We start from the raw sequence: 22345 nt of genomic DNA, 5'->3' as shown, positions 1-22345 counted from the left end.
GATGGACATCGACCTGTCGACCCTGCGCATGATTGAGCGGGACAAGGACATCCCGCTCGATTACCTGCTGACGACCCTGGAGGACGCCCTCCTCAACGCCTACGACAAGACGGATGCTCCCGTGAAGGGGGCCAAGGTCCAGCTCGACCGCAAGACCGGGAATGTCGCCGTCATGATCCCGGAGAAGGACGAGGAGGGGGAGATCGTCGGCTGGTACGACGGCACCCCCGATGACTTCGGGCGCGTGGCTGCCTCGACGGCTCGCCAGGTGATCTTCCAGCGTCTGCGCGAGGCCGAGGATGAGCAGAAGTACGGCCATTTCGCGGCGGTCGAGGGTGACGTCATCACTGGCGTGGTCCAGCAGTCCTACCGCGACACCCGCACGGTTCGCGTTGACCTGGGTGCGCTCGAGGGCATCATGCCCCCGGCTGAGCAGGTTCCCGGTGAGGACTACTCGCATGGCCGTCGTATTCGTGTCTACGTCGTGGCAGTGCGCAAGGAGGTCCGTGGCCCGCAGGTGATCGTCTCACGCACCCACCCGAACCTGGTGCGCAAGCTCTTCGCCATGGAGGTGCCGGAGATCGAACAGGGTGTCGTCGAGATCAAGGCCCTGGCTCGTGAGGCCGGTCATCGCTCCAAGATCGCCGTCGTTTCCCACAATCCCGACGTCTCGGCCAAGGGTGCCTGCATCGGACCGATGGGTCAGCGAGTGCGCGCCGTCATGCATGAGTTGGGCGAGGAGAAGATCGACATCATCGACTGGTCGGAGGATCCCGCCGAGTTCGTGGGCGCGGCTCTCTCGCCTGCCAAGGTGGCGTCGGTGACGGTCATTGATCCCAAGGCCAAGGCTGCCAGGGCCATCGTCCCGGACTACCAGCTCTCCCTGGCCATTGGACGTGAAGGTCAGAACGCCCGTCTGGCAGCTCGCCTCACGGGGTGGCGTATTGACATCCGTCCTGACAACCAGGTCTGAGACCGCTTGAAGTAGCCGACGACGCCCGACCTTCCCCGTGAAGGTTGGGTGTCGTGCTTTTGTTTCTCCATCTGGCCTAGGGTTGACGGGTGACCAGACGACCCCAACGCACCTGCGTCGGATGCCGACGCGTCGACGATCTAGCCCACATGAGGCGTTATGTGCTGATTGACGGGGTCGTCGTGGCAGACCTGACTGGCAGTGCAGCTGGAAGGGGAGCTCACGTCCATCCTGACGATGAGTGCTGGAAGCGCGCCGTGTCCGGGGGATTCGCGCGATCCTTTCGTCGGCGGGTGACCGTCGACGAGATTGATGGGGGCAAGTGACCAACGCGGTGAATTGGGCTCAACAGGACAGTTTCGGTAAAGTTGTTCCTGCATGTCCGCCGGGAGGTCCGGCGGCCTCACCGAATCGTGTCCCTGGACGGTCGGTCATTCTGGCTCGAAGGGACTGAATAGGAAGTGGGCACAAGCTCATGAACACTCGATGAGTTCGCACCAATGAGGATTCACAACAACTAGGCCCAGGTCCACCGCGGCCGGGCCCGAAGGAGAGTAGTGGCCAAGGTCCGCGTCTATGAGCTCGCGAAGGAGCTCGGACTGTCAAGCAAGCAGCTTCTGGGGAAGCTCAACGACATGGGCGAGTTCGTCCGTTCGGCTTCCTCAACCATTGAGGCACCAGTTGTGCGGCGACTGCGTGACCAGATCGGTTCGGCTGAACCGACTGGCGATGCCAAGCCCGCGAAGCCTGCGGCTCGCAAGTCGCAGGCAGCATCCAAGGGGAAGTCCAAGGAGACTCCGTCGGCCAAGCCGACTCCCGGTCCCAAGCCGGGCCCCGCGCCGAAGCCGGCGCCTGGTCCCCGTCCCGGTTCCAGTGGAGGCCCGAAGCCTGGGCGCAGCTCTGCAGCTCGCACCAGTGCGACTCCGCGTCCGGGTCTCATGAAGTCTTCCGGTGGCTCCAAGAAGCAGGAGACCCCGGCACCGAAGAGCGACGCGAAGCCGGCTCCCAAGCCTGGTCAGAACGCCGCCAAGCCCCATGCACCGACCCCCGGCCCCAAGCCTGGTGGGTCGGCCAAGCCTGCCACCCCGAAGCCGGGTGCCCGTCCGGGCCCGCGCCCGGGGGGATCCGGCGGGCTGCCGTCGGGTGCTCGCCCCGGTCCGCGTCCGGGTGCTGGTCGTCGTACCGGAACCCCGCGTCCCGGGAACAACCCGTTCGCCTCCAGCCAGGGAATGGGCCAGTCCCGTCATCGCCCTGAGGGTGGACGGCGCTCCGGTGGAGCTCCTCGTCCAGGTCAGGGTGAGCGTATGCCGCGTCCGGGCGGCAGCCAGGGATCGCGTGGCGGTGCCGGTATGCCTCGTCCGAACCCGGCCATGATGCCGAAGCACCAGTCCTCTCAGATTGGTCAGGCAAGTACTGGTCGTGGTGGACGCGGCGGTGGCCGCGGCCGCGGTGGATCCCGTGGCGGCGGTTTCGGTGGTGGCTTCGGCGGAGGACCTCGCGGTCCCGTCGGCGGTGGTCGCGGTGGTCGCGGTGGTCGCGGCACCCAGGGTGCCTTTGGCCGTGGTGGTTCCCGTCGTGGTCGCAAGTCCCGCAAGCAGCGCAGGCAAGAGTTCGACGAGATGCAGGCACCGCTGGTCGGCGGTGTGCGCGTCCGCAAGGGCAATGGTGAGACCATCCGACTGCGTCGTGGTGCCTCGCTGACCGATCTCGCCGAGAAGGTCAATGCCGAGCCGGCGCAGCTCGTGCAGGTGCTGTTCAACCTTGGCGAGATGGTGACTGCCACCCAGTCGGTGTCCGACGACACCCTGGAGATCCTGGGCGGCGAGCTCAACTATGACATTCAGGTCGTGTCCCCGGAGGACGAGGATCGCGAGCTGCTGGAGTCCTTCGACCTTGAGTTCGGCGAGAACGAGGGCGATGAGGAGGATCTCGTCGCACGTCCACCGGTCGTCACCGTCATGGGCCACGTCGACCACGGCAAGACGAAGCTGCTGGACGCCCTGCGTCACACTCATGTGGTGGAGGGCGAGGCCGGTGGAATCACCCAGGCCATCGGTGCTTACCAGGTCGAAACCGAGGTCGACGACGTCGAGCGCGCCATCACCTTCATCGACACCCCGGGTCACGAGGCCTTCACGGCCATGCGTGCTCGTGGCGCCAAGTCCACCGACATCGCGGTGTTGGTTGTCGCTGCTGATGACGGCGTCATGCCGCAGACCGTCGAGGCGTTGAACCACGCCAAAGCTGCCGATGTGCCGATCGTCGTGGCCGTCAACAAGATCGACAAGCCGGAATCCGATCCGGACAAGGTGCGCGGACAGCTCACCGAGTACGGTCTGATTCCTGAGGAGTACGGCGGTGACACGATGTTCGTCAACGTCTCCGCTCGTACCCACGAGGGTCTTGACGACCTCCTCGAGGCCATCGTCCTGACCGCTGACGCGGCGCTGGACCTGCGTGCTAACCCGGACATGGCTGCTCAGGGTGTTGCCATCGAGGCCCACCTTGACAAGGGTCGTGGCCCGGTGGCCACCGCCCTCATCCAGCGCGGAACCTTGCACATCGGCGATTCCATCGTCGCCGGGTCTGCCTACGGACGTGTGCGCGCCATGATCAATGATCAGGGCGAGAGCGTCGACGAGGCTGCGCCGGCCGCCCCGGTGCAGGTGCTCGGCCTCACCTCGGTGCCGGGCGCCGGCGATAACTTCCTGGTCGTCGACGATGACCGGATGGCTCGCCAGATCGCCGAGAAGCGCGAGGCCCGGATGCGTGCTGCCCAGCAGGCCAAGTCGTCGCGTCGCAAGACCCTCGATCAGCTGTTTGAGCAGCTCGAGAAGGGCGAGGCCGAGGAGCTGCTGCTCATCCTCAAGGGTGACGGCGCCGGCTCGGTCGAGGCCTTGGAGGACGCCCTGGCCAAGATCGACGTGGGCGACGAGGTCGACCTGCGCGTCATCGACCGTGGTGTCGGTGCCATCACCGAGACCAACGTCTCGCTGGCTGCCGCCTCCAACGCCGTCATCGTGGGCTTCAACGTTCGCCCGACCGCTCATGCCCAGCGCATGGCCGACGAGGAGAACGTCGACATTCGGTACTACTCGGTCATCTACGACGCCATCGATGAGATCGAGGCCGCCCTGCGAGGCATGCTCAAGCCGATCTACGAGGAGAAGGCAATGGGCACCGCGGAGATCCGCCAGATCTTCCGCTCCTCGAAGGTTGGAACGATTGCGGGCTGCATGATCACCGACGGCATCATCCGTCGTCATGCCAAGGCCCGTCTCGTCCGCGACGGCGTGGTGATCCAGGAGACCGAGATCAACACGCTGCAGCGCGAGAAGGACGCCGTCACCGAGGTGCGCGAGGGTTACGAGTGTGGTCTGACTCTGACCAACTACTCCGACATTCGTGTCGGCGACGAGGTCCAGTGTTACGAGATGGTGGAGAAGCCTCGCGACTGAGGCCAGTGACCACGACGGGGCCGTCCGATCCGAGGATCGGACGGCCCCGTTGGTGCGCTTATCTCAGGCGGGGGATTGTGGTGAATTGGGCCCGATAGTCCGCATGTGCAACCGTCCGTATCAGGAATTTGGCTAGGTACGAGCTTGACGGGGCGGTCGCATGGTTCGAGGTCGGTAGCTTCTCGGAATACCCACGCTTGTCTTCACGGGCGACGCGCTTGCGCTGAGTGGCACCCTAACCCGGGGCCGCTCTCCTCCGGCGGTGATCGGTGGCGGCGAATGGAAGGCGACACGGCTCGCGTCGGCGTACAGGTCCAGTCGTGATCCGTATCATCTCTTTCTCGGAGGGCAGCCCGCGACGGTTACGTCTCGTTTTGGCATTGCCACATGACCACGAGATGTCCGGCTGTTGGGGGTCCAATTCCCAGAGTCGGAGGTGTGTTGGGATAGGTAGAGGAGGCCATGTAGCGGGACCGTCGGCATCTCGTCTGCTTGCCAGCGCATAAACCCCTACGAGGACGCTCGCGCCGCTATTGATGAGGTGGGATGGTGTACCTAGGTGACGCCGTTGGACGCTGGGCAGATACCGTCGCTGACTCTGCCACCTGTATTGGTGCGGCTACGGTCGAATATCATCGGTCCCACGTATGGCTTCTCTCAGCAGTGTCGGCGGGGGCACCGCAACGTCAACTTGACTAGGTGTTTGGTGGCTTTGGGGCCGGGATTGGAACTATGACGGCGGCTTCCGTTTAGCGGGATGGAATGACAACGTTGCTGCGCCAGCATACTGTGAACCTCTCTCGCATATCGTGTGAACCACGGGGCAGTGGAATTGGCCCGTAAGAGTATCGATACGAAACGTGTTGATGATCGGAAGGGGTTGACACCATGTCTTCTGCGAAGATTGCACAGAGCGTCGGCGTAGCGGCACTCGCAGGTCTCGCCATCGGTGTTGGGGTCGCTGTGCCAGGCGTCGCCGACACGGTACGGCCCACTCCCATGACAGGCTGGAGTAATGTCAGCGTGTCATGGGAGGGTATTGCTGGTGGTGCTGGTAAGACTCAAGGTCAAAAGAAAGCATACATGACATCCGATGAGAATTGGCATTCAAAGGCTAATTATAATTACCGCGTGACTAAGCATGCCGACGGTAAGGATCGCGGTATTTATGGAAGGATCGATGCGAGTTCTTTGATCTATAAGTGTCAGCCGATGCCCGGAGGTAACTGTGTTCCGGGCGTGGCACGGGCTAGCGCAAAAGGCGAGACGAGCAGGATGGTTCATGGGTCTGATAGGAAGAGTGCTGACGCGGTAATTTCAAATATGGGTCGTAATGAGAGGGGTGGATGGAAGAGGTCTTCTTCGTTGTGTGTTGATAAGCGATTTCGGCCGGATTCGTGTGGCAATAAGGTAAATTGGTAATCTGAGGAGATCCGCTGTGGGCACCGATTCAATGTATTTGGATAAGGTAACCGCGGGTTACCGAAGCGGGTGGCGCCTCGGGCCGGTGACGACGGCCTTTAATCGTGGTGTAACCGCCCTTATCGGTCCCAACGGTGCCGGTAAGACGACGTTGATGCGTGTGCTCACCGGAACCCTTCGCCCCAGGTCAGGCGTTGTCATGCGTGACGGCGATGCCCTCCACCGGCGGTCGCAGTGGTCCCGTCACCGCGCCACACTGGGATACGTGCCCCAGGAGTGCAGGTGGACACAATCCTGGCGGGTGGGGGAATTCGTCGAGTTCTGCGCAGCCATGTACCGCGTCCCCAGGGCCGAGATCACCGCGCGGAGCGAGAAGGCCCTGGCCGCCGTTGGCGCTGACGAACTGCTCGGCTCCCGGCTCGGTGCCCTCTCGGGTGGTCAACGCCAGCGCGTCTTCCTGGCAGCGGCCCTGGTGCACGATCCCGAGGTGCTCGTCCTCGACGAGCCGACGGTCGGTCTGGATCCGGGGGAGCGTATCTCCTTTCGAGAGCATCTGGTCGGGCAGTCGGAGTCCCGAGCGGTCATCCTGTCGACCCATCTCATGGACGACGTCGCCCTGGCTGCCGACGAGGTCAAGCTGCTCGCGACGGGCCGGATCGTCTGGCACGGATCGGTTGACGAACTCGTCGCCGCGGGGGAGGGCAGCGGGTCTCGCAACCATCTGTCGGCAGCCGAGCGGGGGTACCTCAACCTGACTGGCTACACCATCGGGGGCGATCGGTCATGAGGGCGATGCGACCGGTCCTTAGGCAGTCCTTGGTGTGGAGTGCGGTGCTTGTCGTCGCGTGGATCGTGGCGACCTGCGACACCTTCGTCGAGGTCGATCAGTCGTGGAGATCCTTCGCGCTGAGCGCCGGGAACATGTCGTCGGTGATCATCATCCTGACGCCGCTGGCGTGCGCGGCCGGATGCGCGTTTGGGGCTCACCTCAAGCGCTCCGGCGCGATCCGGATGTCGTCGGCCTGGCCCCACCGGACAGCGGCAACGATCGTCACGTGGTGGATTGTTGGAGCCGGTGTGGTCCTGCTGGCAACCGCCTTGCTGGCCGACGCGATCCTTGCCTGGACGTGCCTGGCCGGGGGTTGTCACCCCGATCCGCGGTTAGCTGCCGGGCCGGTGGTGACGGCCATGGCGACGACGGCGAGTCTTGCGGTGGGTGCCCTCGTCGGTGTGGCCACCGGTTCGTACCTGTGCGCGGCCGTCGCGGGGATCGGGCTCTACGTCGTGGCGTGCGAGTGGCCGCCCTTCGAGACCGTAATGATGGGGTGGTACGGCCCGGTGGCCCTCGACGGATCCGCCAACCACCCGAGCTTGCAGACGTACCTGGTGTACGGAGTTCTTCAGCTGGTCGTCATCGCGGCGGTTCTCGTGGTCATTGCCCTGCTGACCGCGACCAGGGGCGACCGACCGTGGTGGATGTGGGCGACCGCAGCCCTCCTGGTCGGAGCCATCGTCGGTGGGGTCACGGCCACCCTCCGACTGGACCCGGCGTGGGAACCGACCGACAGGTGGGACTGCCGAACGGTCGGAGATCGCGGCTCCATGGCATGCGTGCCGCTGGACGTCGAGTGGCGGGCCGACGAGTACGTCGAGGCCACCGACCGGGCCGACAGGTTCCTGGAGGACATGGGGGTTCAGGAACCGATCCTCTACTCGGGGCCCGACGCCCCTGGGTATGCGTCAGCTCATCGTCATTACGTGTTCGTCGGAGCAGTCTCGACCGACGCTCCCAGGAGCCAGTGGGCGGATTCCCTTGCTGGTGCATTGCTCAATGGCGAGGTTGTTCTCCCGAAGGATCCGCACCATCAGAAGCCCACCGAACAGTGGTGTGTCGATAATTTCCTGACCTCCCATCATCTCTTCGAGGCAGTGATGGACGGGACTCCTCCCGACCCCGCGGAGACCCTCACCTTCCTCACCATGGACAAGCAGTGCCTGCAATGACGACATGGCGATTCCTCCGCAGTCGCGGGCCGGTTGCCGTGGTGATCTACGTCGTCTGCGGCATCGTGTGCGCGAAGTTCACCAGCACGGACCTCATGATGGTGCCGCTGGCGGTCGACCGCGCCGTCGTCGGTCTGCTGGGGCCTTCGTGTCTGTGCGGAATCATGGCGTCGGTACTATTCGGTTCGCCCGACCCAGACCGAGAAGGGGCCTGGCCCGACCATCCGATCCGAGACCTGCGACTGGGCTGGGCGGTGGTGGTGACCCTCTGGCCGGTGCTGTGGGCTGTCATCCTCACCCAGGGATCTCCCGACGCGATCCTGTCGGTGCTGTGGTTTGCGCGCAATCACCTGTTGCTCACCGGGATGTCCATGATCGCGGCGGTGCTATGGTCCGCGTCGTGGGCATGGCTCCCCGGGACGGTGCTGGCCCTGTTGTGCTGGTTCATCGGCACGGCCGATGGTGTCGCGACCCCACGTTGGTGGGCGCTGCTGGACTACAGCCCGCTTGCTCCCGGCGCCGCTTTGGTGACGCTCGTCCTCGTGGTGGTCGGGTTGGTCATGCAGTGGAAGGCACCGGGGGAGTCGCGGTGATGATGGCCTATCATGACGGGGCAGTCCCGACCGATCCGCATGATAGGAACCAACCATGAGACTGACGATCAACCCATGGCCCGTCCGAGAACCGGATGCGCACGAGGTTCCGGCTGCCTTCCTGCCCGCTGCTGCTCTGGTCATGGAGGGGACGGAGTCGATCCTGGCGCCTGCCCACCGGGGACCGATGACGATTTCCCAGCATCTGTGGTGGTGTGGGGGGACGCGACACCTTGCGGCTCGGCTATCGCTGGCGTGCCGTTGATGCGCCTGACGTTACGGTGAACCTCTGGATGGAGGGTGACGCACGGATGGTGTCGGTCATCGTGGACCACTGGGTCGACGGCGATTGTGACACCGAGTTAATGGCCGAGGCACGGATCACTCGCGACGGCACCATGGCATGGATAAAGCGGGCCGATCCCGGACAGCCCATCGGCCAGTTCTCCGATGAGCTCATGGATGCGCTGGCCCGGCCGGCGACGTCGCCGGGATTCGACGGGAGCAACGCCGTCGTCGTCGGAGGGGAGTTCCCGTCACTGCATCTCGATCTCGGCGAGACGGTGCTGCGGATGTGGGAGATGACTCCCTCCGTGGATGAGGACGGACAGTTGGTGTGTCGCCAGGCGTGGGTCTGCAGCGACGAGAATTGGATCCCGATCGTTTCCCCACGGAATCATGGGGAAGGTGTGCTGGTCCGGGGACCTCGGGGACCGGATCCTCTTCACTCCGTGGCACAACACGAGGGAGTGCCTACGGTTCGCCATGGACTTCGAGAAGTACCGGGACATTCCGCGCTTCCTGTCATCGTTGTGAGGAGTGTCGGCCGGAGACAGGCGATGCCGGGTCGTCGGGTGGTGCCTCTTGATGGTTGGCATTCGCCGCATGTGTGGCAGGATGGACAGGCCGTTCGTCCCGATGCGGTTGTTGAGGAGAGATCATGAACACACCGAATCCACGTGTCGCCAAGCTGGCTGATCAGATCCGGGTTGTCGTTGCCGAGACCCTCGAGCGCCGCGTCAAGGACCCCCGGCTGGGCTTCGTGACGATCACTGATGCGCGTCTGACCGGGGACTCCCGCGACGCCACCCTGTTCTGGACCGCGATGGGCACCGACAAGGAGATCGCCGGCACGGCTGCCGCTCTCGAGTCGGCCAAGGGCATGCTGCGCACCACCGTCGGCAAGAGACTCAAGCTGCGCTACGCTCCGACGCTGACCTTCGTACGCGACGCCACCCCCGAGACCGCCAAGTCGATCGAGGATGCCTTGGCACGAGCTGCCGCTTCTGATGCCGAGATCGCGCGTCGTTCCCAAGGAGTCACGCCTGCCGGTGAGGCTGACCCCTACCGTCGTCGCGACGAGGACGAGGCCGAGTGACGACCGTGCTTTCGGCGCGTCTTGAGGTTGGCCGATGAAGGGAAATCCTGACGTTCCCTCTGGCGTCCTCGTCGTTGACAAACCCGCCGGCGTCACCTCGCACCAGGTCGTCGGCCGGGTGCGTCGACTCATGGGCACCCGTAAGGTCGGGCATGCCGGAACCCTGGACCCCATGGCCACCGGGGTTCTCGTGGTCGGCGTCAACCGGGCGACGAGGCTGCTCGGCCATCTGTCCCTGCACGACAAGGACTACACCGCCACGATGAGGTTGGGGGTGAGCACCGTCACCGACGACGCCGAGGGCGATGTCACTGCCATCACCGACGCATCTGGGATCGATGACGACGCCATCCTCGCCGCGACGGCACGCCAGACCGGTGAGATCCTGCAGGTTCCCACCGCAGTCAGCGCGATCAAGATCAACGGTCAGCGCGCCTACGCCAAGGTGCGAGCCGGGGAGGACGTCGTCCTCCAGCCACGCGCGGTGACCGTCTCTCGATTCGACATCACCGACATTCGTCGCCATGACGAGGTGATCGACGTCGACGTCGAGGTCACCTGTTCTTCTGGAACCTACGTGAGGGCCCTGGCACGAGATGTCGGCGCGGGCCTCGGAGTGGGCGGCCACCTCACGGCACTCCGGCGTACCCGAATCGGACCCTTCGACCTCAACGCTGCTGGCCCTGACATTTTCGCCGATGACGCCGTCGCTCCGACCCCGATGACGATGGCGGAGGCTGCCAGACTGAGCTTCCCCGTCGTCGAGGTCACCGAAGACCAGGAAGTTGCCATCCGAGTCGGACGGCGTCTGAGCGTGACCGGCCCCTCAGACGTGACCGCGATGGTTTCAAGAAGTGGCGAATTGTTGGCCCTCTATCGGCCAGATGACGAAAAAGAGGGGCAGAGTCGCGCAATCTGCGTGCTGGTCTGACCACAGCTCAGGCGGAGGCGTTTGAGCGCTTCAGGCTGCGGTGAAGCTGTCAGTGTCGTGCGACGTGACGTAACCCACATGGGTTTACATTATCTTAGCAGTCTGCTTACCACGCGCCTCAATTCCGAGTATTCATAGAAATTGATTTGGTGACGGTGATAATGCCTGCTATTTGCAGACGTAAATATGACGTGATAGTTTCGGGTGGTTGTTTTGCGCTGGTCTAGGCGTGATCTTTCGGCGGTTCGCTGCCCCGTGACGCGAAGTCGTGGCGCGCTCGCGATCCGCATGATGTGTATCCAAACTGCCCATTCGAAAGGTGCCGTACGACGTGGATTTGGTTCGAGCATCCCATCTGTACAAGGTTTTCGGTAAACACGAACGAGAAGTGATCGAAAGACTCAAAGCAGGGGAGTCTCGAGAAGATCTTGCCTCTCTCGGTACGGCGGCTGTCATCGACGTCAGCTTGGAGGTCGCCAAGGGAGAGACTTTCGTCGTCATGGGCCTCTCAGGGTCCGGAAAGTCCACCCTCATCCGGATGATCAACGGGTTGTGGGCGCCCTCCGAGGGTACCGTCGAGGTGGCCGGAAAAGTTGTCTCTGACATGAACGACTCCCAATTGCGGGAGCTTCGTCGCGACCATGTGTCGATGGTGTTCCAGCATTTCGCCCTTCTTCCTCACCTGACTGTTCGCGAGAACGCGGCCTACGGGCTGAAGTTGCAGGGCAAGCTCAAGCCGAAGGACCGTTTGGAGAAAGCCAACGAGTGGCTGCACACCGTGGGGCTCAAGGGATGGGGAGACAAGTATCCCCACCAGCTGTCCGGCGGTATGCAGCAGCGCGTCGGTTTGGCTCGGGCTCTCGCTGCGGAGACTGACATCCTGCTCATGGACGAGGCCTTCTCCGCTCTTGACCCACTGATCCGTCGTGAGATGCAGGACCAGCTCCTCGAGCTGCAGGGCACCCTCAACAAGACGATCATCTTCATCACCCACGACCTCAACGAGGCCATGTACCTCGGCGATCACATCGCGGTCATGCGCAATGGCCGTGTTGCTCAGATCGGTACCTCTGACGAGATCCTCACCCGGCCGGCCGACGACTACGTCGCTGACTTCGTCCAGGATGTCGACCGCAGCCGAGTGCTCACGGCATCGGCGGTCATGCGCCCGACAGAGGCCATCGTCTCCAAGTCGGCAGATCCTCGCCAGGTCCAGCGCATCATGGACCAACACGACTGGGCGGGCGTCTTCGTCGTTGACGAGCACCGCCGTCTGCTCGGCATGGTCGGGGACCAAGAGGTCATCGAGGCTGCTCGTCGTGGCGATCGCAGCATTGCTGGAGTCGTCGAGACCGGCGGCATCCTTACCGTTCGCACGGACACCCCATTGTCCGATCTTTTCGCCCCGTCCAAGGACGCACGAGTGCCCCTGGCCGTCGTCGACGAGGACTTCCATCTCATGGGCGTCATTTCCCGAGTCGCTCTGCTTGACTCCATGTCGAGGTCCCAGGACAAGGTGTCCGAGGGATCCGTGATGTCCCTGGAGGACACCGGGAAGCTACCCGTCATCAAGGGCGTCGGAGACCCCGTTGGTCTTCCACCTGCTGACCAGACGACGACCGCGACGGTCGCATCCGCCCCGACCACCGAGAAGGAGGCCTGATCGAGATGGGCTTCAATTTCGTCAACCCCCGTATTCCGTTGGGAAGCTGGATCGAGACCTTCTTCGACTGGTTCCAGCACGCCTTTGACTGGCTCATCACCTTCACCAACGTCGTCATCGGCGGTATGTACGACGGGCTCAACCTCGTCCTGTCCAAGCCGCTGTATCTGGTCATGCTGGTCGTCTTCGCCGCCATCGGCTGGGCCTGTGCGAACTGGAAGGTGGCAGTGTTCGCCCTCATTGGGTTCTACCTGGTCCGGGCCATGGATCAGTGGAACAACACCATGCAGACCCTGGCGCTGGTGGTTGTGGCCGTCATCCTGGCCCTCATCCTGGCGATCCCGTTGGGTATCTGGGCTGCCAAGTCGAAGAGATTCTCGGCCATCATCAAGCCGATTCTCGACTTCATGCAGACGATGCCGTCGCTGGCATACTTGGTTCCGGTCATCGTCCTCTTCGGTATCGGTCAGGTTCCTGGGGCCATCGCGACGATCATCTTCGCCCTGCCGCCTGGCGTGCGCTTCACCGAGTTGGGTATTCGCGGCGTCGACACCGAGACGGTGGAGGCCGGCGCAGCCTTCGGTGCCAGTCCGCGTCACATCCTGTGGCGTATCCAGATGCCGTTGGCCATGCCGACGGTGATGGCCGGCGTCAACCAGGTCATCATGCTGGCCCTGTCCATGGTCGTGCTGTCGGGCATGGTTGGTGCCGGTGGTCTTGGCGGTGACGTCGTCGCAGCCCTGTCCCAGGTCGACATCGGTCTGGGCATGGAGGCTGGACTGGCAGTGGTGATCGTGGCCGTCTACCTGGACCGCATCACCAATGGACTGGCCAATCGCACCTCGCTCGCCCGGGCACAGCGCGCCAACTGATCACAACAGGGCAGCTGAACCCAATAGGACGACTGAGTCCCATGCAGAACATGAACACGAGGTAACAATGAGGAGTACAAGTATGGTTCGACGCAAGTTCATCGCCGTGGCCTCCACCCTGACGATTGGGGCTCTGGCTCTGTCCGGATGCGATGCCTCCAACAGCGGAAACGGAGAGTCCGGCAGCTCTGACACGGGCTCCGACAACGTCAACACGAAGTGGGCCGACTGCACCCCGGGTACCGGATCCAAAGACACCACGTCCATGAAGGCCGATGGCAAGAAGGACATCACGATTGGCGCCTTCAATGGCTGGGATGAGTCCTTCGCCACCGCCGGGATCATCAAGAACGTCCTGGAGAAGGACGGTTACAAGGTGGCGATCAAGGGCTTTGACGCCGGTCCAGGCTATGCCGGACTTGTCGCCGGGGACATCGACCTCATCACCGACGGTTGGCTTCCCCTGACTCATGCCGACTACGTCAAGCGCTACGGAGACAAGATGGAGAACCTTGGCTGTTGGTACGACAACGCCAAACTCACCATCGCCGTCAACAAGGATTCCAAGGCGAAGACCATCGGCGATTTGAAGTCGATGGGTGATGAGTACGGCAACACCCTTTATGGCATCGAGGCAGGCGCAGGACTGACGAAGGCCACCAAGGATTCGGCCATCCCGAAGTACGGTTTGAAGAACATCAACTTCAAGATCTCGTCAACGCCGGCGATGTTGTCCCAATTGAAGAAGGCCACTGCCGCCAAACGTGACATCGCGGTGACGCTGTGGCGTCCGCACTGGGCCTACGGCGCGTTCCCGATCCGCGACCTCAAGGATCCCAAGAACGCCCTGGGCGATGCTGAGGTGATTTACAGCTTCGCTCGTCCGGGCTTCGAGAAGGACTTCCCGAAGGCCGCTCAGTTGATGCGCAACATGGCTTTCGACGACAAGACGCTTTCCGATCTTGAGGACACCATGTTCTCCGCGGACAAGTACGGTGGCAAGAACCAGGAGAAGGCCGTGGCGGAGTGGACCTCGCACAACAAGGCGTGGGTCGACAAGCTCAAGTCCGGCGAACTCGCCGAGAGCTGATAGGCAGGACGGGCCGCCCAGGTGGGCGGCCCGGTTCGTATCCTGACGCGGTGGGACGCCTGCCAATTCCGCGATGACGACGCCCAGTGATGATTTTCGGATTCGGGCCATGGGCGGTTGTCCCCATAGACTGCCGGGCGTGTCTGTTCCCGAGGAATCGTCAACCGTCGTCATCGGAAACTTCGATGGTGTGCACCGTGGCCACCAGGCCCTTGTCCGGCAGGCCAAGAGGCTTGACCCGGACGGTTACGTCGTCGTCGTCACCTTCTGGCCTCATCCGCTGACCGTCCTGGCCCCTGACCAGGCCCCGGCCCTGCTGTGCCCGCTGGAGCGACGCATTGACTGGTTGAAGGAGGCCGGTGCCAGCGAGGTGCGCGTGGTCAATTTCACTCCGGAGATCGCGAATTGGTCCCCAGCGGCCTTTGTCGAGCGAATGATCAGCCCTCTGCAACCCGAGCATGTCTTGGTGGGCCAGAACTTCCGCTTCGGACGTCACGCCGTGGGCACTCCGCAGGCCCTGTCGGAGATTGGCTGTGGTCGCTTTGAGGTTCATGCCATGGATCTCGTCGCCATTTCCGGTGTCACGGTGTCGTCGACCCGGGCTCGCGAGGTGGTGGCAGCCGGCGATGTCGCCGAGGCCGCCGAGTTGCTCGGACGCCCCTTCGAGGTCGGTGGGGTCGTCGTCATGGGGGACCAGCGCGGACGCGAGCTGGGATTCCCGACGGCCAACCTCGTCCTGCCGGAAGGGCGTGCCGTTCCGGCTGACGGGGTGTATGCCGGATGGTTGGAGCCTGGTAGCGGTCCGGACGCCGGTCGCCGACTTCCCTCTGCGATCTCGGTGGGGACCAACCCGACCTTCGACGGTGTCGAGCGTCGAGTCGAGACCTACGTCATCGATCGCGATGATCTCGAGCTCTATGGAGTCGACGTCAAGGTCACCTTTGCCGAGCGACTGCGTGGGCAGATCAAGTTCGACGGTATCGAGCCGCTGATCTCGCAGATGACCGACGACGTCGACGCGGCACGGCAAATCCTGGCCTGAGGCTGGCAATCACGTCCGGCAGTTCGGGGGCGGTGCGGTGTGAACGCCGCGGGAATACCCGGTAGGTCATGTTGCCGCTGACCATGTATCGAAAGGTAGTTCAGGCGTGGCCAGTTGCCGATCCCTGGTCGCGAGTCATCCCCGCGTCACCGCTGTCGTTGTTGCCGCTCTCGGTATCCTGTCCCTGTGCCTCAGTGGAGTTGTGACGGGCCACCTCGCCTCGTTCACTCCCCATGGCTGTCGGTGGGTACAGCGTCATGACCATCAGTGCCGCGATCTTCGAGGAGGTGCTGTGCCGCGGAACCTTCGCCAGGTCGGATATACCTTCTGCATGGGGGTGCCCGGCTGCTGTCCGGCACATGCGAATTCGCACTCGACGGGGAAGAGCTGATATTCTCACCCAGTTGCCGTCAGATCGGCCGCGGCCTTGGAAGAGTCCCCTGCAGTAAGAGCGTCGGGGACGCCGCGCAGCGGACAGGAAGGAACCCACCGAGATGGATGCTGCCGAGAAGAAGAAGATCATCGAAGAGTACGCGACCCACCCCGGAGACACCGGTTCCCCGGACGTCCAGGTCGCCATCCTCACCAAGCGCATCGCTGAGCTCACCGAGCACCTGAAGGTCCACAAGGGTGACCACCACTCCCGTCGTGGCCTGATGCTCATGGTTGGCCAGCGCCGTCGTCTTCTCAACTACATCGCGAAGAACGACATCGAGCACTACCGCGAGCTCATCGCTCGTCTCGGCCTGCGTCGCTGAGCGTCGCGGATCACACGAATTGACGGGGTGTCCCTTCGGGGCGCCCCGTTTTCATGTCCGGAGTCATACGGTCATGCCGTGAAGCGGGTACCCACGTCCTGAACGCCTGGAAACCAGGATTCGTGGGATTGACCACAGATGCCCTAAACTGAAAGCCACAATCAGAATTACTGTAACCGTCGACTGCCTCCCCATGACACATGGGTCCTCGGTAGTGGTCACCGGGGCACGGTCCCGGCGGCTTCGATCGAAGACCGGTGTGGTTTTACAAGAGGCGCCTTCTGGAGCGCCAGCGGGCGGCGGTCGGCCCTGCGAAAGGACATCCCTGTGGAGGGACCCGGACTCGAATTCACCGAGGCCATCATCGACAATGGAAAATTTGGCAAGCACGTCGTCCGCTTCGAGGCGGGACTGCTGGCTCAGCAGGCGGATGGATCCGCCGCCGTCTACCTCGATGGTGACACCATGCTGCTGTCGGCCACCACGGCTGCCAAGACTCCCCGCGATTCCATCGACTTCTTTCCGCTGACGGTTGACGTCGAGGAGCGCATGTACGCTGCCGGACGTATCCCCGGCTCCTTCTTCCGTCGTGAGGGACGCCCGTCTGAGGGCGCCATCCTCGCCTGCCGTCTCATCGACCGCCCGCTACGCCCCTCCTTCGTCAAGGGTCTGCGCAACGAGGTCCAGGTCGTCGTGACCGTCATGGCCCTCAATCCGGCCGTTTACTACGACGTCGTCGCCATCAATGCCGCCTCGATGTCCACCCAGCTCGCTGGTCTGCCGTTCTCTGGCCCGATCGGTGGCGTCCGGATGGCTCTCATCGACGACCAGTGGGTGTGCTTCCCATCCGTCGAGCAGCGCAAGGAGTCGGCCTTCGACATGGTCGTCGCCGGCCGAGTGCTCGCCGACGGTGACGTCGCCATCATGATGGTCGAGGCCGAGTCCACCCCGGCCACCTGGGACCTCGTCCGTGGCGGACGCACGGCTCCGACCGAGGAGGTCGTCGCCACCGGTCTGGAGGCCGCCAAGCCCTTCATCAAGGTGCTGTGCGACGCCCAGGTCGCCCTGGCTGCCAAGCTGCCCAAGGAAACCTACGACTTCCCGGTCTTCAAGGACTACGAGGACGACGTCTACGCCGCCGTCGAGGAGAAGGCTGCCGACGAGCTCTCCCGCATCGAGCAGATCGCTGCCAAGCTGGAGCGTCAGGAGGCTGAGTCCGAGCTCAAGACCCGCATCAAGGCCGAGCTCGCCGAGACCTTCCCGGAGCGGGAGGCCGAGATCTCCGGCGCCTTCAAGGCCGTCATGAAGAAGATCGTCCGCAAGCGCGTCCTCGACGAGAGTGTGCGTATCGACGGTCGCGGGCCCCGTGATATCCGTGCCCTATCGGCCGAGGTCGGCGTCATCCCGCGTGTTCACGGTTCTGCCCTCTTCCAGCGCGGCGAGACCCAGATCCTCGGTGTGTCGACCCTCAACATGCTCGACATGGAGCAGAAGCTCGACACCCTCTCCCCGGAGACCACGCGTCGCTACATGCACAACTACAACATGCCGCCGTACTCCACCGGTGAGACCGGTCGTGTTGGCTCCCCGAAGCGCCGCGAGATCGGCCACGGCAACCTCGCCGAGCGCGCCCTCATCCCGGTCCTGCCGACCCGTGAGGAGTTCCCCTACGCCATCCGCGAGGTGTCCGAGGCCATCGGGTCGAACGGTTCCACCTCGATGGGTTCGGTCTGCGCCTCGACCCTCGCCCTGCTCAACGCCGGTGTGCCGTTGCGCGCCTCGGTCGCTGGCATCGCTATGGGCCTCATGAGCGAGACCGACGAGGGCGGCAAGACCAAGTACCTCGCCCTCACCGACATCCTGGGTGCTGAGGACGCTCTTGGCGACATGGACTTCAAGGTCGCCGGTACCAGCGAGTTCGTCACCGCCCTGCAGCTGGACACCAAGCTCGACGGCATCCCCGCCGACGTGCTGGCCGGTGCCCTCAAACAGGCCAAGGAGGCTCGCACCGCCATCCTCGAGGTCATGAACGACGCCATCGACTCTCCTGACGAGATGGCTCCGACCGCGCCTCGCATCATCACCGTGCACATCCCGGTCGACAAGATCGGTGAGGTCATCGGCCCCAAGGGCAAGATGATCAACCAGATCCAGGATGACACCGGTGCCAATATCTCCATCGAGGACGACGGCACCATCTTCATCGGTGCCGACAACGGCAATTCCGCCGACGCTGCCCGCACGATGATCAACTCCATCGCCAACCCGCAGATGCCAGAGGTCGGTGAGCGTTACCTGGGCACCGTGGTCAAGACGACGAGCTTCGGTGCCTTCGTCTCCCTGCTGCCTGGCAAGGACGGCCTGCTGCACATCTCCAAGATGCGTGACCTCAACGAGGGTAAGCGCGTCGAGGCCGTCGAGGACGTGCTGTCGGTCGGTCAGAAGATCGAGGTTGAGATCGCTGAGGTCGACGACCGGGGCAAGTTCTCCCTGGTCCTGGCCTCCCACGAGGAGGACGACGACACCGAGGAGTGAGTCATCAATCCTGGAGTCGTTGATCCTGTGAGGGACTGACATCAGCGGGATGTCCTGGCACTTTCGCCAGGGCATCCCGTTCGTTGTGCGCGGATGGATCATTCCTCGGGAACGTCAGAGCATCTGGGTAATCTGGATGCGGCGCCGGGCAGGTGCCGTCGTCAGGAAGGAAGGTCCAGATGATCAAGGTTGCCGTATTCGGAGCCAAGGGACGTATGGGAGCTTCGGTGTGCCAGGCCGTCGAGGAAGCCGAGGACACCGAGCTCGTGGCCGCCATCGACAGTGGCGATGACCGTTCAGCCGCTGAGGGAGCCGACGTCGTCGTCGATTTCACCACCCCCGACGCCGTCATGGACAACCTCGCCTGGGCCATCGACCACGAGATCAACACCGTCGTCGGCACTACGGGTTTTGACGAAGACCGCTACCAGACCTTGCGCGACCAGCTCGCCGACCATCCCAACACCGGCTGCCTGGTCGCCCCGAATTTCTCCATCGGTGCCGTGCTCATGATGCACTTCGCCGAGGAGGCTGCGAAGTTCTACGAGTCGGTCGAGGTCATCGAGCTGCACCACCCCAACAAGGTCGATGCCCCTTCCGGCACCGCCCGCACGACCGCCGGCAAGATCGCGGCTGCCCGGCAGAAGGTCGGCATGGGAGAGGTTCCGGACGCCACTCAGAGCCAGCTCGACGGGGCTCGCGGAGCCGTCGTTGACGGGGTCCACGTCCACGGTGTCCGCCTGCGCGGCCTCGTCGCCCATCAGGAAGTGCTCTTCGGAGCCGAGGGGGAGACCCTGACCATCCGCCATGACTCGATGGACCGCGTCTCCTTCATGTCGGGCGTTCTCACCGGCGTGCGCGGTGTCCTTGATCGTCCGGGTCTGACCATCGGCATCGAAGGGTTGCTCGGACTTGAATGAGCGTCCTGATTTCTCGATGACGCCATCTGAGCCGACTCAGGTGCTACCGCCCAGGCCTCAGATTGGTACCGGGGCGGTGGTGACGGTGGAACGTGATCGTCGTCACCACCGCCTCATCAAGTGGCTCGTCGCCGTCGTCATCATTGCCTTGGTCGCGGTCGCGGCGGTGATCACCGATCAAACCTTCCGGGCGAGAAGTGAGAAGGCCATCGCGGCCAATATTGCGGAGTCAGTCGGGGCGGACGAGTCGAGCGTCGGTGTCACGATCCGCAATCGCCCCTTCCTTGGAGTCTTGCTGACCGACGAGCTCCAGGGACTTGACGCGACCATACCAACGGCGACCGTCGCTCGAGACGAGACGACGGTGACCTTCCATGACGTGAACATCCACGCCAATGGGATCCGTCATGCCCGTGAGGAATCCCAGACGGTCGCCGAGACGATGTCTGCAACTGGCCGGGTCGACTGGCCCGAGCTGTCTCGGCTGGCAGGCGGCAAGATCACGTACAACGATGACGCCGGTGCGAACGGCAAGGTGACCATTGTGCGCGACATGTCGGTTCTGGGAGCCCGAGTGGGTGTCAGTATCTCAGCCGTTCCTGGCGTCGAGACCACATCGCGGCGGGTGACGTTGACGAGCCCATCGGCGAGCTTGGACGGCATTCCGATTCCGGACATCCTGCTCAAGTCCGTTCTGGAAGGCATCACAGATCGATTCACCCTCCCCGATTTGGGTAATCTGAATTACGAATCCCTCAAGGCGACGCCGAAGGGATTGGAGTTTTCCCTTGTCGGGACCGAGGTGAAACTATCCGACCTCACCGGAAAGTGATCAGCTTGGCGCGAATGATGAGGTGAGGCTAGGCCAATAAGTCGTATTCTGGTCGGTGGCCGCTCGGCCGCTCACCACATGTCGTCAGTTCCGTGGAGGTCCCTTTCATGAATGTTGCCGAACAGCTCGTCCAACAGCTCCTCGATGCGGGGGTGCGGCGGATCTACGGCATCGTCGGTGACTCCCTGAACCCCGTCGTTGACGCAGTTCGCAAGACCGGCGGTTCTGCCAAGGGCGGTATCGACTGGGTCCACGTTCGTCATGAGGAGGCCGCGGCCTTCGCCGCTGCTGCCGAGGCAACTCTGACCGGCGAGCTGGCTGTCTGCGCAGGTTCCTGTGGTCCGGGCAACCTGCACCTCATCAATGGTCTGTTCGACGCATACCGTTCCCAGGTCCCGGTTCTGGCCATCGCCTCCCACATCCCCAGCGTCCAGATCGGCATGAGCTACTTCCAGGAGACCCACCCGGATCGCCTCTTCGTGGAATGCTCTGACTACTGCGAGCTGGTCTCGACCCCCGAGCAGGCACCTCGCGTCGTCAACTCGGCCATTCGCCATGCTGTCGCGGGCAGCACCGTCTCGGTCGTGACCCTCCCGGGCGACATCACCGACAAGAAGGCTGCCGCTCCGTCGCCGGTCTTCGTCCCGAGCCGTCGTCCCTCCACCGAGCCGAACCCGGAGGATGTCCGTCAGCTCGTCAAGCTTCTCAATGACGTCAAGAAGGTCGCCATCTTCGCCGGTGCCGGCGTCGAGGGTGCTCATGACGAGGTCTTGGCCCTGGCTGACAAGCTCAAGGCCCCGATCGGTCACTCCCTGCGCGGCAAGGACTTCATCCAGTACGACAACCCCTTCGACGTCGGGATGACCGGTCTGCTGGGTTACGGTGCGGCAGCCGAGGGCATGAACGATGCCGACGTGCTGATCCTGTTGGGAACCGATTTCCCCTACAACCAGTTCCTACCTGGCACCCTCACGGTTCAGGTTGAGAACCGCCCGGAGAAGTTGGGCCGTCGTACCGACGTCTCCTTCCCGATCCACGCCGACGTCAAGGCCCTGTGCAATGCTGTCACCCCGCTGCTCAAGCAGCATGATGACAAGTTCCTCAAGGCCACCATCAAGCGTCACGCCAAGATTATGAAGGCTCCGGTCGGCTCGTACACCCGCAATGTCGAGCACATGAAGCCGATCCACCCTGAGTACGTCGCTCACCTGCTCAACGAGCTGGCTGACCGCGACGCGATTTTCACTGCTGACACCGGCATGTGCAATGTGTGGACGGCTCGTTACATCGATCCGTTGGGTACCCGTCGTCTCATCGGATCCTTCCTGCACGGATCGATGGCCAACGCTCTGCCGCATGCCATCGGCGCCCAGACATCTCACCCTGGCCGACAGGTCATTTCAGTGTCCGGCGACGGCGGCCTCTCGATGCTCCTTGGCGAGCTCGTCACGGCCCGCATGCTCAACCTGCCGATCAAGGTGGTTGTCTTCAACAACTCCACCCTCGGCATGGTCAAGCTGGAGATGCTGGTCAATGGGTTGCCCGACTTCGGGACTGACGTCCACGACGTGAACTATGCCGGGGTTGCCAAGGCGATCGGGTATCACTCCGAGCGGGTTGATGATCCGCGCAATATTCGTCGTGCTCTTCGTGATGCCCTCGACTTCGACGGGCCGGCCCTCGTCGAGGTGCTCACTGATCCCAACGCCCTGTCCCTGCCGCCGGAGATCAAGGGTGAGCAGATGATTGGGTTCGCCACCGCCATGAGCAAGATCGTGCTAAACCGTGGTGCCGGTGAGGCCGTCTCGATGGCCACCTCGAACATGCGTAACATCCCAAGATTCTGAGAGATCACGTTTTGGGGTCCGTCCGAC

20 protein-coding genes are annotated in these 22345 nt (G+C 63.3%); 19 read left to right on the top strand and 1 reads right to left on the bottom strand.

Features of this window, described 5'->3' with window-relative positions:
* Position 1: 1 nt before the first annotated feature.
* The 14 genes from nusA (at position 2) to ACP8ML_RS07740 (ending at position 15426) form a co-directional block, all read left to right on the top strand.
* Positions 2-973 (top strand): transcription termination factor NusA, encoded by a 972-nt coding sequence (gene nusA, locus ACP8ML_RS07805; protein WP_016665729.1) that lies wholly within the window; start codon positions 2-4, stop codon positions 971-973.
* A gap of 89 nt (positions 974-1062) precedes the next feature.
* Entirely contained in the window at positions 1063-1299 is a 237-nt protein-coding gene (locus ACP8ML_RS07800; RefSeq protein WP_065674221.1) for a YlxR family protein, read from the top strand.
* A 231-nt stretch (positions 1300-1530) separates the two neighbouring features.
* On the top strand, positions 1531-4431 hold the full coding sequence (infB, locus tag ACP8ML_RS07795; RefSeq protein WP_065674220.1) for a translation initiation factor IF-2: 2901 nt from the start codon (positions 1531-1533) through the stop codon (positions 4429-4431).
* Between the two features lie 1453 nt (positions 4432-5884).
* Entirely contained in the window at positions 5885-6640 is a 756-nt protein-coding gene (locus tag ACP8ML_RS07790; RefSeq protein ID WP_081302740.1) for an ATP-binding cassette domain-containing protein, read from the top strand.
* A gap of 5 nt (positions 6641-6645) precedes the next feature.
* Positions 6646-7857, top strand: coding sequence for a conjugal transfer protein TraL (locus ACP8ML_RS07785; protein ID WP_138774601.1), 1212 nt, complete (start codon positions 6646-6648; stop codon positions 7855-7857).
* On the top strand, positions 7854-8450 hold the full coding sequence (locus tag ACP8ML_RS07780) for a hypothetical protein (RefSeq protein WP_016665725.1): 597 nt from the start codon (positions 7854-7856) through the stop codon (positions 8448-8450). Before ACP8ML_RS07785 ends, ACP8ML_RS07780 begins: the two co-directional genes overlap by 4 nt.
* A 55-nt stretch (positions 8451-8505) precedes the next feature.
* Complete coding sequence (locus ACP8ML_RS07775; RefSeq protein ID WP_138774600.1) at positions 8506-8715, top strand: hypothetical protein; 210 nt, start codon at positions 8506-8508, stop codon at positions 8713-8715.
* A 28-nt stretch (positions 8716-8743) separates the two neighbouring features.
* Positions 8744-9394 (top strand): hypothetical protein, encoded by a 651-nt coding sequence (locus ACP8ML_RS07770; RefSeq protein WP_143046550.1) that lies wholly within the window; start codon positions 8744-8746, stop codon positions 9392-9394.
* Positions 9391-9828, top strand: coding sequence for a 30S ribosome-binding factor RbfA (gene rbfA, locus ACP8ML_RS07765; protein WP_065674218.1), 438 nt, complete (start codon positions 9391-9393; stop codon positions 9826-9828). Before ACP8ML_RS07770 ends, rbfA begins: the two co-directional genes overlap by 4 nt.
* 34 nt (positions 9829-9862) lie before the next feature.
* Positions 9863-10759 carry a tRNA pseudouridine(55) synthase TruB gene (gene truB / locus ACP8ML_RS07760; RefSeq protein WP_065674217.1) on the top strand — a complete coding sequence of 299 codons (897 nt, stop codon included), beginning with the start codon at positions 9863-9865 and terminating at the stop codon, positions 10757-10759.
* A 319-nt stretch (positions 10760-11078) separates the two neighbouring features.
* Positions 11079-12422 (top strand): quaternary amine ABC transporter ATP-binding protein, encoded by a 1344-nt coding sequence (locus ACP8ML_RS07755; RefSeq protein WP_117188538.1) that lies wholly within the window; start codon positions 11079-11081, stop codon positions 12420-12422.
* 5 nt (positions 12423-12427) lie between these two features.
* Positions 12428-13294 carry an ABC transporter permease gene (locus ACP8ML_RS07750; RefSeq protein ID WP_069102739.1) on the top strand — a complete coding sequence of 289 codons (867 nt, stop codon included), beginning with the start codon at positions 12428-12430 and terminating at the stop codon, positions 13292-13294.
* A gap of 82 nt (positions 13295-13376) precedes the next feature.
* Positions 13377-14384, top strand: coding sequence for a glycine betaine ABC transporter substrate-binding protein (locus ACP8ML_RS07745; protein WP_117188536.1), 1008 nt, complete (start codon positions 13377-13379; stop codon positions 14382-14384).
* A gap of 73 nt (positions 14385-14457) precedes the next feature.
* Positions 14458-15426, top strand: a complete 969-nt coding sequence (locus tag ACP8ML_RS07740) for a bifunctional riboflavin kinase/FAD synthetase (protein ID WP_371258438.1) — start codon at positions 14458-14460, stop codon at positions 15424-15426.
* A gap of 100 nt (positions 15427-15526) precedes the next feature.
* On the opposite strand, the gene ACP8ML_RS07735 is transcribed toward ACP8ML_RS07740, so the two are convergent.
* The gene (locus ACP8ML_RS07735) at positions 15527-15685 is read right to left on the bottom strand and encodes a hypothetical protein (RefSeq protein ID WP_179856613.1); all 159 of its coding nucleotides are present in this window, start codon (positions 15683-15685) and stop codon (positions 15527-15529) included.
* A 235-nt stretch (positions 15686-15920) separates the two neighbouring features.
* Here ACP8ML_RS07735 and rpsO point away from each other — a divergent pair, with 235 nt between their 5' ends.
* The 5 genes from rpsO (at position 15921) to ACP8ML_RS07710 (ending at position 22318) form a co-directional block, all read left to right on the top strand.
* Positions 15921-16184, top strand: a complete 264-nt coding sequence (gene rpsO, locus ACP8ML_RS07730; protein ID WP_002514283.1) for a 30S ribosomal protein S15 — start codon at positions 15921-15923, stop codon at positions 16182-16184.
* 327 nt (positions 16185-16511) lie between these two features.
* On the top strand, positions 16512-18719 hold the full coding sequence (locus tag ACP8ML_RS07725) for a polyribonucleotide nucleotidyltransferase (RefSeq protein WP_117188534.1): 2208 nt from the start codon (positions 16512-16514) through the stop codon (positions 18717-18719).
* A gap of 179 nt (positions 18720-18898) precedes the next feature.
* Entirely contained in the window at positions 18899-19639 is a 741-nt protein-coding gene (gene dapB / locus ACP8ML_RS07720) for a 4-hydroxy-tetrahydrodipicolinate reductase (protein WP_004808670.1), read from the top strand.
* Between the two features lie 16 nt (positions 19640-19655).
* A complete protein-coding gene (locus ACP8ML_RS07715) occupies positions 19656-20471 on the top strand; it encodes a DUF2993 domain-containing protein (RefSeq protein ID WP_117188532.1) in 816 nt (271 codons plus the stop codon).
* A gap of 107 nt (positions 20472-20578) precedes the next feature.
* Positions 20579-22318 carry a pyruvate dehydrogenase gene (locus ACP8ML_RS07710; RefSeq protein WP_117188530.1) on the top strand — a complete coding sequence of 580 codons (1740 nt, stop codon included), beginning with the start codon at positions 20579-20581 and terminating at the stop codon, positions 22316-22318.
* Positions 22319-22345 lie beyond the last annotated feature (27 nt).

This window comes from Cutibacterium sp. LaCa_255 (genome assembly GCF_057458005.1).
This window is presented reverse-complemented; position numbering and strand designations above follow the sequence as displayed.

Coding starts and splice junctions, on each gene's coding strand:
- ACP8ML_RS07790 (WP_081302740.1), top strand. CDS start 5,885: ATGTATTTGGATAAGGTAACCGCGGGTTACCGAAGCGGGTGGCGCCTC.
- ACP8ML_RS07710 (WP_117188530.1), top strand. CDS start 20,579: ATGAATGTTGCCGAACAGCTCGTCCAACAGCTCCTCGATGCGGGGGTG.
- ACP8ML_RS07740 (WP_371258438.1), top strand. CDS start 14,458: ATGACGACGCCCAGTGATGATTTTCGGATTCGGGCCATGGGCGGTTGT.
- ACP8ML_RS07775 (WP_138774600.1), top strand. CDS start 8,506: ATGAGACTGACGATCAACCCATGGCCCGTCCGAGAACCGGATGCGCAC.
- ACP8ML_RS07785 (WP_138774601.1), top strand. CDS start 6,646: ATGCGACCGGTCCTTAGGCAGTCCTTGGTGTGGAGTGCGGTGCTTGTC.
- ACP8ML_RS07750 (WP_069102739.1), top strand. CDS start 12,428: ATGGGCTTCAATTTCGTCAACCCCCGTATTCCGTTGGGAAGCTGGATC.
- ACP8ML_RS07735 (WP_179856613.1), bottom strand. CDS start 15,685: ATGACGCTGTACCCACCGACAGCCATGGGGAGTGAACGAGGCGAGGTG.
- ACP8ML_RS07715 (WP_117188532.1), top strand. CDS start 19,656: ATGACGCCATCTGAGCCGACTCAGGTGCTACCGCCCAGGCCTCAGATT.
- dapB (WP_004808670.1), top strand. CDS start 18,899: ATGATCAAGGTTGCCGTATTCGGAGCCAAGGGACGTATGGGAGCTTCG.
- truB (WP_065674217.1), top strand. CDS start 9,863: ATGAAGGGAAATCCTGACGTTCCCTCTGGCGTCCTCGTCGTTGACAAA.
- rbfA (WP_065674218.1), top strand. CDS start 9,391: ATGAACACACCGAATCCACGTGTCGCCAAGCTGGCTGATCAGATCCGG.
- rpsO (WP_002514283.1), top strand. CDS start 15,921: ATGGATGCTGCCGAGAAGAAGAAGATCATCGAAGAGTACGCGACCCAC.
- ACP8ML_RS07780 (WP_016665725.1), top strand. CDS start 7,854: ATGACGACATGGCGATTCCTCCGCAGTCGCGGGCCGGTTGCCGTGGTG.
- nusA (WP_016665729.1), top strand. CDS start 2: ATGGACATCGACCTGTCGACCCTGCGCATGATTGAGCGGGACAAGGAC.
- ACP8ML_RS07745 (WP_117188536.1), top strand. CDS start 13,377: ATGGTTCGACGCAAGTTCATCGCCGTGGCCTCCACCCTGACGATTGGG.
- ACP8ML_RS07770 (WP_143046550.1), top strand. CDS start 8,744: ATGGAGGGTGACGCACGGATGGTGTCGGTCATCGTGGACCACTGGGTC.